13 protein-coding genes are annotated in these 17,299 nt (G+C 68.9%); 7 read left to right on the forward strand and 6 right to left on the reverse strand.

Going from position 1 to position 17,299, the window contains the following annotated elements; translation table 11 throughout:
- Positions 1-7: 7 nt before the first annotated feature.
- Genes sucB through PIR02_17025 form a run of 3 tightly spaced genes read right to left on the reverse strand, consistent with a single transcriptional unit; the run spans position 8 to position 4,629 of the window.
- Positions 8-1,744, reverse strand: coding sequence for a 2-oxoglutarate dehydrogenase, E2 component, dihydrolipoamide succinyltransferase (gene sucB, locus PIR02_17015; protein ID WZH36438.1), 1,737 nt, complete (start codon positions 1,742-1,744; stop codon positions 8-10).
- A 54-nt stretch (positions 1,745-1,798) separates the two neighbouring features.
- Entirely contained in the window at positions 1,799-3,172 is a 1,374-nt protein-coding gene (gene lpdA, locus PIR02_17020; GenBank protein ID WZH36439.1) for a dihydrolipoyl dehydrogenase, read from the reverse strand.
- Positions 3,169-4,629, reverse strand: coding sequence for a leucyl aminopeptidase (locus tag PIR02_17025; protein ID WZH36440.1), 1,461 nt, complete (start codon positions 4,627-4,629; stop codon positions 3,169-3,171). The genes lpdA and PIR02_17025 overlap by 4 nt, the downstream gene beginning before the upstream one ends.
- A gap of 84 nt (positions 4,630-4,713) precedes the next feature.
- Between PIR02_17025 and PIR02_17030 the strand changes: the two genes are divergently transcribed.
- The 3 genes from PIR02_17030 to PIR02_17040 all read left to right on the forward strand — a co-directional run bounded on the left by PIR02_17030 (position 4,714) and on the right by PIR02_17040 (position 7,892).
- Positions 4,714-5,640, forward strand: coding sequence for a PAC2 family protein (locus PIR02_17030; GenBank protein WZH36441.1), 927 nt, complete (start codon positions 4,714-4,716; stop codon positions 5,638-5,640).
- Between the two features lie 249 nt (positions 5,641-5,889).
- A complete protein-coding gene (locus tag PIR02_17035) occupies positions 5,890-7,197 on the forward strand; it encodes an RNA polymerase sigma factor (GenBank protein WZH36442.1) in 1,308 nt (435 codons plus the stop codon).
- A complete protein-coding gene (locus tag PIR02_17040) occupies positions 7,194-7,892 on the forward strand; it encodes a coenzyme F420-0:L-glutamate ligase (protein ID WZH36443.1) in 699 nt (232 codons plus the stop codon). Before PIR02_17035 ends, PIR02_17040 begins: the two co-directional genes overlap by 4 nt.
- Positions 7,893-8,153: 261 nt before the next feature.
- Here PIR02_17040 and PIR02_17045 read toward each other — a convergent pair whose 3' ends face one another.
- Positions 8,154-9,176 (reverse strand): sugar-transfer associated ATP-grasp domain-containing protein, encoded by a 1,023-nt coding sequence (locus PIR02_17045; protein WZH39034.1) that lies wholly within the window; start codon positions 9,174-9,176, stop codon positions 8,154-8,156.
- 45 nt (positions 9,177-9,221) lie between these two features.
- On the opposite strand from PIR02_17045, the gene PIR02_17050 reads away from it, so the two are divergent.
- Together PIR02_17050 and PIR02_17055 are read left to right on the forward strand one after the other, a co-directional pair.
- Positions 9,222-9,854, forward strand: coding sequence for an alanine racemase C-terminal domain-containing protein (locus tag PIR02_17050; protein WZH36444.1), 633 nt, complete (start codon positions 9,222-9,224; stop codon positions 9,852-9,854).
- Entirely contained in the window at positions 9,851-10,894 is a 1,044-nt protein-coding gene (locus PIR02_17055) for an alanine racemase (protein ID WZH36445.1), read from the forward strand. The genes PIR02_17050 and PIR02_17055 overlap by 4 nt, the downstream gene beginning before the upstream one ends.
- A gap of 81 nt (positions 10,895-10,975) precedes the next feature.
- Here the strand turns inward: PIR02_17055 and PIR02_17060 are convergent, their stop codons facing one another.
- Complete coding sequence (locus PIR02_17060) at positions 10,976-11,194, reverse strand: hypothetical protein (protein ID WZH36446.1); 219 nt, start codon at positions 11,192-11,194, stop codon at positions 10,976-10,978.
- Positions 11,195-11,357: 163 nt separating this feature from the next.
- Between PIR02_17060 and PIR02_17065 the strand changes: the two genes are divergently transcribed.
- Positions 11,358-13,430, forward strand: coding sequence for a DNA topoisomerase IV subunit B (locus PIR02_17065; protein ID WZH39035.1), 2,073 nt, complete (start codon positions 11,358-11,360; stop codon positions 13,428-13,430).
- 213 nt (positions 13,431-13,643) lie between these two features.
- Here PIR02_17065 and PIR02_17070 read toward each other — a convergent pair whose 3' ends face one another.
- A complete protein-coding gene (locus PIR02_17070; protein ID WZH36447.1) occupies positions 13,644-16,097 on the reverse strand; it encodes a DNA topoisomerase IV subunit A in 2,454 nt (817 codons plus the stop codon).
- Between the two features lie 71 nt (positions 16,098-16,168).
- Here PIR02_17070 and PIR02_17075 point away from each other — a divergent pair, with 71 nt between their 5' ends.
- Entirely contained in the window at positions 16,169-17,296 is a 1,128-nt protein-coding gene (locus PIR02_17075; protein ID WZH36448.1) for an alkaline phosphatase family protein, read from the forward strand.
- Positions 17,297-17,299: the final 3 nt, after the last annotated feature.

Consider the following 17,299-nt stretch of genomic DNA (forward strand, 5'->3'; position numbering starts at 1 on the left):
GCGGAGATCAGATCCCGAGGTCGCCCTCGAACTGCGCCGCCTCGAGGCGGGCCTTGACCGCGCCGAGGAAGCGGGCGGCGTCGGCACCGTCGATGATGCGGTGGTCGTAGGAGAGCGCCAGGTAGACGTAGGAGCGCACGGAGATCGCATCCTTGCCGTCGACCGATACGACACCCGGCTTCTTCACGACAGCACCGAGACCGAGGATGGCCGACTGCGGGAGGAAGACGATGGGCGTGTCGAACAGCGCACCACGCGAACCCGTGTTGGTCAGAGTGAACGTCCCCCCGGCCAACTCGTCGGGCTTCAGCTTGTTGTCACGCGTCCGTGCAGCGAGGTCGGCGATCTCGCGCGCCAGCTGCGCGATGTTCTTGTCGCCGGCCTCCTTGACCACGGGCGTGAGAAGGCCACGCTCGGTGTCGACCGCGATGGCGATGTTCTCCTGCGCCGGGTAGACGATCTCGTCGCCCTCGACCGTGGAGTTGATGATCGGGTACGTCTTGAGCGCCTCGATCGCCGAGATCGCGAAGAACGGCAGGAACGAGAGCTTGTCACCGGTCTTCTGCCGGAACTCGCCCTTCACGCGGTCGCGGAGTGCAGCGACCTTTGTCACGTCGACCTCGACGACGGTGGTCAGCTGAGCAGTCGCCTGCATGGACGCCACCGCACGTTCCGCGATGACCTTGCGCAGCCGCGACATCTTCTGCGTCGTTCCGCGCAAGGGCGAGACCTCGACGGTCGTCGGTGCCGCGGGGGCTGCGGCGGCCGGGGCCGCGGCGGGAGCCGACGTGGCAGCCTCAGCCGCCTTGAGGACGTCTTCCTTGCGGATACGTCCGCCGACGCCGCTTCCCTTGACGGTGGTCAGGTCGACACCCTGCTGCTGGGCGAGGCGGCGCACGAGCGGGGTGACATACGTGACGTCGTCGTTCGACGACGCGGCAGGAGCCTGCTCGGCCGGCTTCTCCGGCGCGGGGGCAGCCTGTTCGGCCGGCTTCTCGGCGGGAGGAGCGGGCTGCTCGGCGGGAGGAGCGGGCTGCTCGGCGGGAGGAGCGGGCTGCTCGGCGGGCTTCTCCTCGGCGGCCGGGGCCGGGGCCTCAGCCGGGGCGGGGGCGGCCGCCCCGCTGCCGATGCGGGCGAGGGTGGCGCCGACGGCAACGGTCTCGTCCTCCTGGACGACGATCTCCTGAAGAGTTCCAGCGACCGGCGACGGGATTTCGGTGTCGACCTTGTCGGTGGAGATCTCGAGGAGCGGCTCGTCAACGGCCACGTCGTCGCCGACGGCCTTGAGCCAGCGGGTCACCGTGCCTTCGGTCACGCTCTCGCCGAGCTCGGGGAGCTTGACGTCGGTCGCGTCGCCCGAAGCGGCGGGGGCCGGGGCGGCAGCGGGCGCCTCAGCGGGAGCCGCCTCAGCGGGAGCCGCCTCGGCGGGAGCTGCCTCCTGCGCGGGGGCTTCCTCCTGGGCCGCGGGAGCGGCCTCGGGGGCGTCGTCGGACGCCGACGCGCCGGAGCCATCGCCGATCTTCGCCAGCACGGCGCCGACCTCGACGGTCTCGTCTTCCTGCACGAGGATCTCTTCGATCACACCCGAAACGGGCGACGGGATCTCGGTGTCGACCTTGTCGGTCGAGATCTCCAGCAGGCCCTCGTCCTCCTGGACGGTGTCACCGACCTGCTTCAGCCAGCGGGTGACCGTTCCCTCGGTCACGCTCTCACCGAGAGCGGGGAGGACGACGGAAGTGCTCATGGATATGTCTCCTTCGTACCGGATGCGGTATCTAGCTTAGTGACCGGTGAGCGGTCAGAGTGCGTGCAGGGGCTTCCCGGCGAGCGCCAGGAAGGCTTCGCCGAGCGCCTCGCTCTGGGTGGGATGGGCGTGGATGAACGGCGCGATGTCTTCCGGGTGCGCTTCCCAGCCGACCGCGAGCTGCGCCTCGGTGATCAGCTCACCTACGCGGTCACCCACGAGATGCGCACCGACGACGGGCCCATCCACGCGCCGGACGATCTTGACGATGCCCGATGTTCCGATGATCTCGCTCCGACCGTTACCGGCCAGGTTGTACTCGTAGGCACGGATGGCCTCGGATCCATAACGATCCTGCGCCTGAACCTCCGTCAAGCCCACCGAAGCCACCTCGGGGTGCGAATACGCCACACGCGGGACGTCGACGTCGGGGACCAGCACGGGCGACAGCCCGGCGATCTCCTCGGCGACGAAGATGCCCTGCTGGAAGCCTCGGTGCGCCAGCTGCAGGCCGGGAACGATGTCGCCGACCGCCCAGACGTGGGGAACCGCCGTGCGCAGACGCTCGTCGGTCTGGACGAAGCCGCGTTCGAGCGCCACGCCGGCCTCTTCGTATCCGAGACCCGCGGTGACGGGCCCACGACCGACCGCAACCAACACGTAGTCGGCGGTGAGCTCCGCTCCATCGTCGAGGACGACTGTGACATCATCGGCCGAGACGGTATGCGAGGCGAAGCGTCGACCCAGCCGGAACTCGATGCCGCGCTTACGGAACGCCCTCTCCAGCGCCTTGCTGGAGGCGAGATCTTCCGCCGGAAGCAGGTGAGGAAGAGCCTCGACGATGGTCACCTCGACACCGAACGAGCGCCAGACGCTGGCGAACTCGACGCCGATGACCCCGCCGCCGAGGACGATGACCCGTTCCGGGATGACGTCCAGGTCGAGGGCCTGCTCGCTGGTGAGGACACGACCGCCGATCTCGAGGCCCGGGAGGCCGCGGCTGAACGATCCCGTCGCGAGGATCACGTCGGTACCCCGGTAGAGGTCGTCACCGACCCGTACTGCCGGACCCGCCTCCAACGACCCTTCGCCGTGGACGACACGGATACCACGGGTCGAGATCAGCCCCTCGAGGCCCTTGAACTTCTTGGCGACGATCCCCTCGCGGTACGAACGCAGTGCCGCCGGGTCGATACCCGACAGGCTGGCGTTCACCCCGATGCGCGAGGCGTCGCGCGCCGCGTCGGCGACCTCCGCCGCGTGCAGTAGGGCTTTGGTCGGGATGCACCCGCGGTGCAGACACGTGCCGCCCAGTTTGTCCTTCTCGATGAGGACGACATCCTTGCCCAGTTCAGCCAGACGCAGCGCGGCGGCGTACCCGCCGCTCCCACCCCCGAGGACGACGACGTCGGCCGAGTGCTCGGTCATCGCGAGCTCGCCAGAAGCTCGACGAGAGAGCGAACGGTCGCGGCCGTGACGCCCTTGTCGGTGAACCCGAACGGGGCGCCCTTGTTCATACCGACGCCGGCGATGTCGAGGTGCACCCACGGGATGCGCGGGGCATCGGCTTCGTCCGAGACGCGCCCGACGAAATGACGCAAGAAGAGACCCGCGAACAACGAGCCACCCGCCGGGTCGCCGATCTTGGCGTTCTGGAGGTCGGCGATGGGGGAGTCGAGGTCATCCACCATGTGCGCGGGCAGGGGAAGCTGCCACGCCAGCTCCGCCACGCGCGAGGCTGCGCCGAGGTACTCCGCGACCGCGTCGTCCTCTCCCATGACGCCCGTGTGACGGTTCCCCAGAGCGATCGTGATGGCCCCGGTCAGAGTCGCGACGTCGACGATCAGGTCGGGCCGTTCCCGGCTCGCGGCCGCGAGGCCATCGGCGAGCACCAGGCGTCCCTCGGCATCCGTGTTCAACACCTCGACGGTCGTGCCGTCGAGCGTGCGCAGGACATCTCCGGGGCGCGTGGCCCGCCCGGAGGGCATGTTGTCGGCGATGCACAACCACGCGCTGACGTGCACGGGTAGCGCCATCTCCGCGGCGGCCTTGAGCACAGCCAGGACCGTGGCCGCACCGCACATGTCGTACTTCATGCCCACCATGGACGCTGCCGGTTTGAGCGAAAGACCACCGGTGTCGAACGTGATGCCCTTGCCGACGAGCGCGACGTGACGGTTTGCTCCAGCCGGGGAGTACTCGAGGCGCACGAGGCGCGGAGGCCGGTCCGACCCCTGGCCCACACCGAGGATGCCGCCGTAGCCGCCCTCGCGCAGTGCTTCCTCGTCGAGCACCTCGACCTCGACGGGCAGACCGGCGACGGCGTCAACGGCCTGGTCGGCGAAGTCGGCAGGTCCGAGCCATTCGGCCGGAGTGGTCACGAGATCCTTCACAAGCGCCACAGCACCGGAGATCGCGGCGACGGCGACGAGGTCGTCATCGGCCGGAGCAACAGGCGAGAAGACGGTGACCCGGCTCGCGCGGGGCTTCGGCGCGTCCTTCTTGTATCCGGCGAATCGGTAGCCGCCGAGGGCCGCACCCTCCGCAAGCGGTCGCCAGGCGGCCGGAGTCAGCGCCTCGACGGCCACATGGGCGAAGCCGGCGAGCTGGCGCAACCCCGTTCCGGCAGCATCGCGGAGGGCGGCGTCATCCGGCTCGACACCCGCGCCGACGACAGCCACGGGGGTCGTGACGCCCGGAACGTGAACGCGCTGGAACGAACCCGCGGCACCGGTGAACCCGACCGCTGTCAGCGCAGCGCCGAGCCCCTCCCACCCGTCGGGATCTGCCCCTTCGCCTGCTGGTTTGGCGACCACCAGGAGGATCGCATCGGCATCGGACTCGCGGACGGGGGCGTCGGTATACGCCACAGAAGGAAAGGGCATGCCTTCCATCCTAGGTTCGCGCGTGTTCGCTAGAAGCGGGACGCTCCGGAGCCGGGCGTCGGGCCCGGCTCGTAAGCTGGAGGCATGCCGTATTCCGCACCGCTGTACGACCGCGCACCCTCCGCGCCACCGGTGCCCTCGGGGCTTCCCCTCGTGATCGCTCTCACCGGGTTCACCGATGCCGGAGGGGCCGTCACCCGCCTCGTCGAGTACTTCCGCAACGACCTGGAGCCACACCCGGTCGTGGCGTTCGACAACGACACCCTGCTCGACTACCGCGCCCGGCGCCCCCCGATCACATTCGTCGAAGACCACCTCACGGACTACCGTCCGCCCCGTCTCGAGCTCTCCCTCGCCCACGATTCGCTCGGTAGCCCGTTCCTCTTGCTCGCCGGATACGAGCCCGATTTCCTCTGGGAGGCGTTCGCGGAAAGCGTGCTGGAGCTGAGCGCCGGTCTCCAGGTCTCATCCGTCACGTGGGTGCACGCCATCCCGCTTCCCGTCCCGCACACGCGCCCCATCGGGACGACCGTCAGTGGAACACGCTCCGATCTGGCGGAGGCACACTCCGTGTGGCGACCGCACACCCAGGTCCCCTCGACCGTCGGCCATCTCCTCGAGTACCGCTTCGCCGAAGCGGGGGCGAAGGTCACCGGCTTCGCTCTGCTCGTCCCGCACTATCTCGGAGACACCGAGTACCCCGCCGCCGCTCTCGCCGCACTCGACAGCCTGACGGTGGCGACGGGGCTCGTGTTCTCCGGAGAGACCCTCCGCGAAGAGAACCGGGAATTCCTCACGAAGGTGACCGAACAGGTCACGGCCAGCGAGGAGCTGACGCGCATGCTCCAGGGCCTGGAGGAGCGGTACGACGCCTACATGGCCGGCTCGACACAGGCGACACCGATCATCCACACCGGTGATCTCCCCAGCGCCGATGAACTTGCGGCCGAACTCGAGCGTTTCCTCGCTTCGGGCCCGGGCGACGACGACCGTCGCGGGCCGCTGGGCTGACCGCAACGGGGCCCGCTCACCGTTCGCGACCTCGTCTTCCGGAATGCGGGGCGGCTCCCCGGCGTTACTACGCATAGATCCCCGGCGCACGTCAAGTCCCGCGGCGAGGATGTGAGACAATGAAGAACCTGACCCGTTGTCGTCCGGTCCAGGAGCCCCGCTCCTCGGCTCCGGACTTGACAAGGGTCTTACTAGTGTCCGAGAACGACCGGCGGCCGTGCGACGTACGTTCCCGGTGAAAGGCGAAACGTGGCAGGCACGAACACCAAGACCCGCTCCCGGAGTGCGAAGGACACCGACCTCGACACTTCTGAGGAGGCCGTGACGACGTCGACGAAGACGCCCGCGAAGAAGGCCCCCGCCAAGTCGAAGGCTGCGCCCGCGAAGGCGAAGTCGAAGGCGAAGAATGACGACGACCTCGATGAAGAAGAAGAGGTCGACGAGGAGGTCGATGTCGAGATCGACTCCGACGACGACTCCGACGACGACGAGACCAAGCCCGCCGCCAAGAAGTCGGACGACGACTCCGACGACGACGAGGAAGCCCCCAAGGCTCCCGCGGAGGCTCTGCCCACCGGCGCGATCGTCATCTCCTCCAGCGACGAGGACGACGTTCCCGTCTACTCGGCGCAGATCACCGGCGCGACGGCTGACCCGGTCAAGGACTACCTGAAGCAGATCGGCAAAGTCCCGCTGCTGAACGCGGCCGAAGAGGTCGAGCTCGCCATGCGCATCGAGGCAGGTCTGTTCGCCGAGGAGAAGCTGTCGAACATGTCGGCGGCCGAGAAGACGAGCCAGCTCGGTCTCGACCTGCAGTGGGTCGCCCGCGACGGTCAGCGCGCCAAGAGCCACCTGCTCGGCGCAAACCTCCGCCTGGTCGTCTCGCTCGCCAAGCGCTACACCGGCCGCGGCATGCAGTTCCTCGACCTCATTCAGGAGGGCAACCTGGGCCTGATCCGTGCGGTCGAGAAGTTCGACTACACCAAGGGCTTCAAGTTCTCGACCTACGCCACCTGGTGGATCCGTCAGGCGATCACTCGCGCCATGGCCGACCAGGCCCGCACCATCCGCATCCCGGTGCACATGGTCGAGGTCATCAACAAGCTCGCCCGTGTGCAGCGTCAGATGCTCCAGGATCTCGGTCGCGAACCCACCCCCGAGGAGCTCAGCCGCGAACTCGACATGACCCCCGAGAAGGTCATCGAGGTGCAGAAGTACGGGCGCGAGCCCATCTCCCTGCACACGCCCCTCGGTGAGGACGGCGACAGTGAGTTCGGTGACCTCATCGAAGACACCGAGGCCGTCGTCCCGGCCGACGCGGTCGGCTTCACGATGCTGCAGCGTCAGCTCGAGTCGCTCCTCGACTCGCTCAGCGAGCGTGAGGCGGGCGTGATCCGCATGCGCTTCGGCCTCGGCGACGGTCAGCCCAAGACCCTCGACCAGATCGGCGACACGTTCGGCGTCACGCGCGAGCGCATCCGCCAGATCGAGTCGAAGACGATGGCCAAGCTGCGTCACCCCAGCCGCTCCCAGTCGCTGCGGGACTACCTCGAATGAGCGGGGAGGCCAACGCCGGCAAGGCGCTCACTCGTACGGTCGAGGGCACCTCGTACGCTCGCATCCCGATCCGCACCCGGGTCGTCATGCCGGGAGACGACCTCGATGCGTTCATCCTCGAGTACGCGAAGGATGCCGTGCAGCCGGGAGACCTGCTGTTCGTCACCGAGAAGATCGTTGCGATCACGCAGGGCCGCTCGTACAAGCTCGACACGATCAAGCCGCGCAAGCTCGCCCTGTTCCTGTCGAAGTACGTCACGCGGACGCCCTACGGGATCGGCCTCGGCATGCCCGAGACGATGGAGATGGCGTTGCGCGAGTGCGGAACGCCGCGCATCCTGTTCGCCGCAGCCGTGTCGGCCGTGACCAAGGCGTTCGGACGCAAGGGCGACTTCTACCGCATCGCCGGCGATAAGGCCCGCGCGATCGACGGTCCCACCAAGGGCACGATCCCGCCGTACAACCAGGCCGTCGTGCTCGGCCCGGAGCGTCCTCGCGAGGTCGCCGCTCGACTGAAGGCTCTGCTCGGGATCGATCTGGATGTCGCGGTGGTCGACATCAACGACCTCGGCGGCAACATCCTCGGTTCGACGATGGACAAGGCCGGCGAGAAGCGCCTGGTTGCGATCCTCAAGGACAACCCGCTCGGCCAGGGACACGAGTCCACGCCGCTAGGTATCGTCCGCCGCAGCTGACCAAAACACACGCGAAGGCCCGTCTCGTTCCCGGGGCGGGCCTCCGCGTTTCCGGATGCCACGGCTCCGCGCGGCCCCTCGACAGGCTCAGGGTCCTCCCACCCCGTGATCGAGCCTCCGGAGGCCACCGAACACCTCCGCACCCCGGTCCCAAGGCAAGCTCATGGTCATTCTGTGCAGGGGTGGCGGAGTCCGTCGAAGCCACCGGAAGACGTCGAAGGCCCGCCCCGTCACGGGAGCGGGCCTTCGTGGCATCCAGGATCAGAACCCGATGGCCGCCCGGTAGCGGGGCTTGTGACCGGTGCGGATGCCGGTGACGCTCGGCTTGTTCTCGTAGACGCCGGCGCCCCAGTTGCCCTCGACGAGCACAGGCCCGTCGGGACCGACGACGATGTCCCAGCCGACGTACTGCACCTGCGGGACGACACGCGCGACCTGATCGACGAACGCCGTGACCTCGTCCATCAGCGGCAGTTGGAAGTCAGCGATGCGCACGCCCGAGTCAGGATGCAGCTCGTGCACGTGGCCGTGCGAGTCGTACCCCGCGCCGAGGGCGTGGCCGTTCTCATCCAGCATCGTGTAGAAGCCACCGAAGGTCATCTGGTCACTGACCGCTCCGCGGCCGAACTTCTGCGCGATCGCCAGGATGTGCGTCTTCTGCCCGTCGAAGAAGGCGGTCACCCGCGTGGTGTTCACGGTGCCGGGGCAGACGGCCGCGAGGTCGTCGTGCTGGCGGATGACCTCTTCGACAAGGATCTCGCCACGCTCGAGCAGACCGCGGTGGAACGCACCCCAGTCGTCGACCTCGGCCGCGTGGTAGCGGTGCACGCCGGTTCCGGCCTGACCCACCGGCTCCTTCGTGACGATGGTGCCCAGACGCTCGGTGAACGCGCGCAGTTCGTCGGCGTTGTCGGCATCCACCACCATCCAGTCGCGGCGCAGGAACTCGCTGAACCGACGGTCGAAAGCCACCTTGTCCTGGAAGATCCCGCGGTAGTCGGGGTGGTCGTACTTCTGCGAGATCTGGTTCGACACCGGGTGCGTCATGTACGTCGCGCGCTCGGCGGGGCTGAGGATCGCGAAGTCGTAGTCGATGTAGTCCTGGAAGCCGACGTTCTTCACGCCCGCCTGGTAGAGCATGTCGGCGACGACGAGCGGCAGCGCCTTCCCGTGCTGCTCCGAGGCTTCCTTGGCTCGTTCGATCACCGAGCCCACATCGATGCGACGAGCACGTCCGGCGAGATAACGCAGACGGGTGACGGGGGAGAAGCCCTGGGTAGGCATGCACGCTCCGGGGTCGAGGATCACGGACCCCGTTAGTCTAGATGCGTGACCTCCACGCTCCCTGCCCGCGCGCCCGGCGCCGGGGGAGTCGCCCCGGTCGCCCTCGTCTCCGAGTCCGCACTGCGGCAAAACGCCCGCCTCGCTGCCGGTGGCGACGACGTCCTCGCCGCCGACGCGTACGGTCATGGCGCCGCATGGGTGGCATCCGTCCTCGCCGACCTCGGGATGGATGCCGGGGCCCTCGACGCCGGGATGCTGTACGGCCTCCCGGGCTCGCACGCGCGCCCGGTGATGTCGCTGCGCGGCCGCGCCCTGGGCACGAAGCCGCTGCTGCGCGGCGAGGGAGTCTCGTACGGCTACACACATCGCGCGCCTCGTGACACCACCGTCGCCCTCGTCACCGGCGGCTACGCCCAGGGCGTCGTCCGCGCGCTCGGCAACGCCGCGACGGTATCGATCGAGGGCCGCCGGCACCGCATCGTCGGACGCGTCGCGATGGATGTCAGCGTCGTCGACGTCGAAGACGCGGTGGTCCCACGCGGAACCGAGGTCGTCTTCTTCGGCGATCCGTCCAACGCTCACCCATCGCTTGAGGAGTGGACGGATGCCACGGGCTGGACCGCGGCCGAGATCGTCGCCGCCGTCGGCGTCCGCGCGGAACGGCGGATCGTCGCGTGAGCGCCGAGTACCGCATCGATCTCAACGCCTTCGCGCGGAACCTGCACCGCGTTCGCGAGGCGGTGGCGCCCGCGACGCACATGTTCGTCGTCAAGGACGACGCCTACGCGCACGGGCTCGACGTCCTCGTCCGTCACGCGTGGGACGAAGGAGTGCGTTGGTTCGGGGCCTTCGATGTCGCGACCGGCACGGCCGTGCGGTCGATCGTCGGACCGGAGGCGCGCATCTTCGTCTGGCTCATCGGTGGCGGCGACGACCTCGCGGCGGGCGTCGCGGCCGACCTCGATCTCGGCATCGGTGACGAGGCCTTGCTCGACGACCTCGCCGCGGTCCACGCTGATGCTCCGGCCCGGGTGCACCTCAAGATCGACACGGGCCTGCACCGCAACGGCATCCGCCCTGAGAGGTGGGACGCCGCGCTCGCCCGCACCGCGGCCCTGGTGGACGAGGGTCGCGTGAGCTTCGAGGGCATCTGGTCGCACATCTCCGAGGCATCGGATGCCGACGACGACCACGCCCGCGCCCTCTTCCTCGCCGCGCGCGACGCGGCACGCGCCACGGGTCTCGCGCCGGTCTTCTCCCACCTGGCCGCCAGCGCGGCAGGCTTCGCGCGCGGGGAGTTCCGCGAAGACCTGGTCCGGGTGGGCGCCTTCTCCTACGGGATCCGCCCCGCCGGCGGCCCCGACGAAGCGGAACTCGGCATCTCTCCCATCGCAAGCCTCGTGGCCCGCGTCATCGCGGTCGATCGCTCGGGCGTTCGCCTGGGCGTGGGGAGCCTGCACGGCCTTCCGAGCCCCCTCGCGGGACGGTTCGACATCGGGACCCCGGCGGGCGCACGTCGTGTCGAGGCCATCGGGCCGACCTCGATGACCGTCGCGCCGTGGGATACCGCGGAGGAGGGCGACGAGGTCGTGGTCTTCGGCCGGAACGCGCTGTCCAGCGCGACCGACCTCGCGGAACTCGTCGACACGATCGGCGAGGAGATCGCCCTCCGCGTGTCGCCGGTCGTCCCCCGGGTGTACTACCGCGGGACGAGCTGACGCCGACCAGGTCTCTCAATGCAGAAAGGGCCCCGATCCACTCCTGAGGAGTGGTGCGAGGCCCTTTCTGACGCGAAGATCTCAGTCGGCGGCCGTGAGCCGTGCCGTCTCGTCATGCCACGAGGTGGCGATGCTGCGAAGCTTCTCTTCGTACTTGCGGCCGTGGTGCGCGCAGAACAGCAGCTCGCTGCCATTGACCTCGGCGGCGATGTAGGCCTGCGCGCCGCAGGAGTCGCAGCGATCCGCCGCCGTCAGGCGGTGGTCGAGAACAGACGCGTCGGGTGCGGTCGTGGTGGTCATCTCGGGTGCCCTCCTCAAGTGGTCGTTGGGCGAGTCTCCATATACAACCACGCGGATGTTTCCCCTATGCCGCGGCTTGATCACATTTCGCTGTGCGCGTACGGTGACCCGTCCGCTCTGTGTGTCTGGCAGGGGATGTCGGCGGCCCCGATTACGCTGGGAGATCGTGACGTCCGAGTACTCCGCCCATCATCTCCAGGTCCTCGAGGGACTCGAGGCCGTGCGCAAGCGCCCGGGCATGTACATCGGCTCGACCGATTCGCGCGGTCTCATGCACTGCCTGTGGGAGATCATCGACAACTCCGTCGATGAGGCCCTGGCCGGCCACGGCTCGCGCATCGACATCGTGCTGCACTCCGACGGAAGTGTCGAAGTGCGCGACCGGGCCCGAGGCATCCCCGTCGATGTCGAGCCCCGCACCGGTCTCACGGGAGTCGAGGTCGTCTTCACCAAGCTCCACGCCGGCGGAAAGTTCGGCGGCGGATCGTACGCGGCGTCCGGCGGCCTGCACGGCGTCGGCGCCTCCGTGGTCAACGCCCTGTCCGAGCGCCTCGACGTCGAGGTCGACCGGGCGGGCAAGACCTACGCGATGTCGTTCCACCGCGGCGAGCCAGGCCTGTTCGCGGGCGACACCCCTGACTCCACCTTCACCCCGTTCGAGCGCAGCAGCGAGCTGAGAGTCGTGGGCAAGGCGCCGCGCGGCGTGACGGGGACGCGAATCCGCTATTGGGCGGACCGCCAGATCTTCACGAAAGACGCCGCCTTCGGGGTGGACGAGCTCGTCCAGCGCGTCCGCCAGACGGCGTTCCTCGTGCCCGGACTCGAGATCGTCGTCCTCGACGAGCGCGGCGAGGAGAAGATCGAGACCAGCTACCGCTTCGACGGGGGCATCTCGGAGTTCGCGGAGTTCCTGGCCCCCGACGCCGCCGTGACCGACACCTGGCGCCTCACCGGCTCGGGCACCTTCACCGAGACCGTCCCCGTGCTCCAGCCGGGCGGTTCAATGGTGCCCACCGACGTCGAGCGCGAGTGCGAGGTCGACATCGCCGTGCGGTGGGGCACCGGCTACGACACCACCTCGCGGTCCTTCGTCAACATCATCGCCACGCCCAAGGGCGGGACGCACCAGCAGGGCTTCGAGCAGGGTCTGATGAAGGTTCTGCGCGGACAGGTCGAGCAGAACGCCCGCAAGCTCAAGGTCGGCAACGACAAGATCGAGAAAGACGACCTCCTCGCCGGCCTGACGGCCGTGTTGACCGTGCGTCTGCCCGAGCCTCAGTTCGAGGGCCAGACCAAGGAAGTGCTCGGGACTCCCGCGGTGCGCCAGATCGTGGCATCCGTCGTGCAGAAAGAGCTCGCGGCCCGCTTCGCCTCACCGAAGCGCGACGACAAGGCGCAGACGGCGCAGCTGCTCGAGAAGATCGTCTCGGAGATGAAGGCCCGCATCTCGGCGCGCACCCACAAAGAGACGCAACGCCGCAAGAACGCCCTCGAGTCGTCATCACTGCCCTCGAAGCTCGTCGACTGCCGTTCAAACGACGTCGACAACTCCGAATTGTTCATCGTCGAGGGAAACTCCGCGCTCGGTACCGCCCGCGACGCGCGCAACAGCGAGTACCAGGCACTCCTGCCCATCCGCGGCAAGATCCTCAACACGCAGAAGGCATCGATCAGCGACATGCTGTCGAACGCCGAGTGCGCCTCGATCATCCAGGTGATCGGCGCCGGATCCGGACGCTCGTTCGACCTGAGCGCAGCCCGCTACGGCAAGATCATCCTGATGAGCGACGCCGACGTCGACGGCGCGCACATCCGCACGCTCCTGCTCACGCTGTTCTTCCGGTACATGCGCCCTCTCGTGGAGGCCGGCCGCGTGTTCGCCGCCGTGCCGCCGCTGCACCGGGTGATCGTGATGAACCCGGGGTCGAAGCCGAACGAGACGATCTACACCTACAGCGAGCAGGAACTGCACGCCCTCCTCGCGCGTCTGAAGAAGTCGAACAAGCGGTGGCAGGAGCCGATCCAGCGATACAAGGGTCTGGGCGAGATGGATGCCGACCAGCTCGCGACCACCACGATGGACCGTGCCGGCCGCACTCTGCGCCGCGTGCAGGTCGAGCACATCGAGCAGGCGGCCGAGGTGTTCGATCTGCTGATGGGCAGCGAGGTGGCCCCTCGCCGCGAGTTCATCATCGATTCCAGCGACCGCCTCGCGCGAGAGAGCATCGACGTCTGACGTCGCAGCTCGCTGCCCGGAGGCGGCTGTCCGGGCCCTCCGACGCCGACCCTCACGCGGAGTCCGGGCCCGACACGCCGCACGCCACGCCCGGACTCGGCATGTCGAACCGAAACTCCTCACGCCGGCGCCGCCCGCGCCCGCGGCGCCGGCGTCTCCGCACGACGGCACGGCCCGTCCGTGCCATGACGCGGCAGGGGTGAGCGGACGGGGTCAGCGGACGGCGGTGCCGACCGCGCCGACCGCGGCATCGAGTGGCTGACCCGATGCGTCGCGCTTGGCGCCCGACTCAGGAAGAGCCCGCACGGAGCCGTCGGTCCCGACGGCCCGGGGGTCGGTGCCCACCCAGGCCAGGAGGAGGGCGTCCTCGCCGCGGAGCAGACGCTGCGCACGGACACCGCCGGTGCCTCGTCCCTTCGCGGGAAACTCGCTGAAGGCTGACACCTTCGCGCTGCCGGCGTCGGTTCCAGGCAGTGCCGTCGACGAGCCGGCCACCGTCACCACGACAGCATCGAAAGCCGATGCCCCCACGACCGCGAACGAGATCACCCGGGCGCCATCGGACAGCCGGATACCCGCCATACCGCCCGCCGAACGCCCCTGCGGCCGCACCGACGACGCGTCGAAGCGCAGCAACTGCGCATCGCTCGCGACGAAGACCAGCTCGGCGTTGTCGCCCGCGGGCGCCGCGCCCACGACGCGGTCGCCGTCGCGGAGCGCGATGATCTCGATCTCATCCTTGGTGCCGAGCTCGCTTGCCGCCACGCGCTTGACCACACCTTGTTCGGTGCCGAGCGCGATGGTGGGTCCACCGGCCAGCGGTACGAGACCGACGACCTGCTCGCCCTTCCCGAGGGCGAGGTACTGCTCCACCTTGGTGCCCGCGGCGACCTGCACCGAGTTCGCGGGAACAGACGGAAGATCGACGGGGGAGAAGCGCACGAGGCGACCGGCCGATGTCACGGCGCCGATGTCTCCGCGCGTGGTGGTGTCGACGGAGGAGCGGATGGCGTCGTGCTTCGACCGTCGTGTCGGCGCGACGACACCGCCGTTCGGCGCGTCGGCCACGAGCTCGGCGCGCACCATGCGCCCCGTCGCCGACAGGTACACCCGACACGGTGCATCGGCGATCTGCAGGTCGGCGGCGGCTGCGGCCTTCGCCGAACGCGGCTGCACCGGGCCGCCGTTGAGCAGCAGCGTGCGCCGCGGGGTGCCGTACGCCTCGGCAGCGGCATCCAGTTCTCTCGCCACCTGCTGACGCAGCAGCGTCTCACTGCCCAGCAACTCGACGAGCTGAGCGATCTCGGCGTTCAATTGATCGCGCTCGGCCTCGAGTTCGATACGGGAGAACTTCGTCAGGCGTCGCAGGCGCAGCTCGAGGATGTATTCGGCCTGCGCGTGCGACAGGTCGAACACCTCCTGCAGTCGGGTGCGCGCGGCCTCGCCGTCGTCGGACGACCGGATGACCTGGATGACCTCGTCGATGTCGAGGATCGCGATGAGCAGACCCTCGACGAGGTGCAGGCGCTCGCGCTTGCGCGCCAGGCGGTACTCGCTTCGTCGGATGACGACACGGATGCGGTGGTCGAGGTAGACGCGCAGCAGGTCTTTCAGGCCGAGGGTCTGAGGCTGCCCGTCGACGAGGGCGACGTTGTTGATGCCGAACGAGTCCTCAAGCGGGGTGAGCCGGTACAGGTGCTCGAGGACAGCCTTCGGGTCGAATCCGGTCTTGATGCCGATGACGAGCCGCAGGCCGTGATGACGGTCCGACAGGTCGGTGACATCGGCGATGCCCGCGAGCTTCTTCGCTTGAACGGCGTCCTTGATCTTCTCGATCACGCGTTCGGCGCCGACGAGATAGGGAAGCTCGGTGATGACGATGCCGGTCCGGCGCGGTCCGAGTGACTCGATCGACGCCTTCGCGCGCGTGCGAAAGGTTCCGCGGCCGTTCGTGTACGCGTCTTTGATGCCGTCGAGCCCGACGATGATGCCGCCCGTGGGCAGATCGGGACCCGGCACGAACTCCATGAGCTCTTCCACCGTGGCATCCGGGTGCTGGAGCAGGTGCGTCGCGGCCGCGACGACCTCGACGAGGTTGTGCGGGGCCATGTTGGTCGCCATGCCGACCGCGATGCCCGTCGCGCCGTTCACGAGCAGGTTGGGGAACGCCGCCGGCAGCACCTCGGGCTGCTGGAACTGCCCGTCGTAGTTGGGGATGAAGTCGACGACGTCCTCGTCGAGGTTCTCGGTGAGGGCGAGCGCCGGGGGAGCCAGGCGCGCTTCGGTGTAGCGGGAGGCGGCGGGGCCGTCGTCCAGCGAGCCGAAGTTGCCGTGACCGTCGACCAGCGGTACCCGTAGCGTGAAGTGCTGCGCGAGGCGCACGAGCGCGTCGTAGATCGGCGCATCACCGTGCGGGTGGAGCTTTCCCATCACCTCGCCGACGACGCGGGCGCTCTTGACGTGTCCGCGGTCGGGACGCAGGCCCATCTCCGCCATCTGGTAGAGGATGCGTCGTTGTACCGGCTTCAGGCCGTCGCGCGCGTCGGGAAGAGCGCGCGAATAGATGACCGAGTAGGCGTACTCGAGGAACGACCCCTGCATCTCGGTGGAGACATCGACATCTTCGATGCGCTCGGACACGGGGGAGGAGGAACGGGAATCGGGCATGGATGCGGCCTCGGGTCGGGCGGGCGTCACGTCAGGACGGGGATCGGGAGCCGTGTGGAAGACTTGCTCCGATGTCTCTCAGCCTACCGGCGGACCCGCCGCGTTCCCGGAGCCTCACCGGTGTGGTGGAGCAGTCGATCGCTGCTCTCCAGGGCCGATCGGAGTGGTTCGCCCCCGCGCGCAGCGCCATCGTCTTCGTGGTCGACGGTCTGGGGGCGCACAACCTCGCCGCCCGGCGGGGTCACGCGCGATTCCTCGGTTCGACGGGAGGACGCCGCGATGTCGCGCGGACGGTCTTCCCCTCGACGACCGCCGCGGCCCTCACCAGCCTGCTCACCGGCACCGATCCCGGCACCCACGGCATCGTGGGCTATCGCGCCCGCATCCCCGGCACGAACGTCGCGCCGAATCAGTTGCACGGGTGGGAGACCGACGGCCTCGACCCGCGCTCATGGCAGCGCAGCCGTCCCCTGCTGGAGCGGGAGAGCGCCGAGGGTCGCCCGTGCTTCGTCGTCTCTCGCCCCGAGTACACGCGCACGGGCTTCACCGAGGCCACGCTGCGCGGAGCGGAGTTCGTCCCCTCGGCGGACCTGACCGAGCGCGCCGCGATCGCCGCCGGCCTGGCCTCACGGCATCCCGGTGCCGTGGTGTACCTCTATTCCCCCGAACTGGACACCGCCGGGCATCGCGACGGCTGGGAGTCGGACCGGTGGACCGACGCCCTGGAACGCCTCGACACCGCCGCACGCCTGCTGGCGGACGAGGCCGATCCGACGACGGGGATCCTCGTCACCGCCGATCACGGGATGGTCGACGTACCCGCCCACCGTCATGTTCTCCTGGACCACGGAGATGCCCTGCTCGACGGCGTCACCCTCATCGGCGGCGAGCCGCGCATGCTGCACCTGTACACCGAGGCCGGCCAAGCGGATGCCGTCGCCTCGACGTGGCGAGAGCGCGAGGCTTCTCGGGCATGGGTCATGACCCGGCACGAAGCGATCGAGGCGGGCCTGTTCGGCGTCGTCGCGGACGAGGTTCGTGACCGTCTCGGCGATGTCATCGTCGCGGCGCGCGGACGATACGCCTACTACGACGATCGCGAGACCGACAAGCGGCCCCAGAGCATGGTCGGGCAGCACGGCTCACTGACCGACGAGGAGCGGACGGTCCCGCTTCTCCGCCTCGGCGCGTTCGCCTGAGGT

Origin of the sequence: Microbacterium enclense, assembly GCA_038182865.1 — a bacterium.
Lineage (GTDB): Bacteria > Actinomycetota > Actinomycetes > Actinomycetales > Microbacteriaceae > Microbacterium > Microbacterium enclense_B.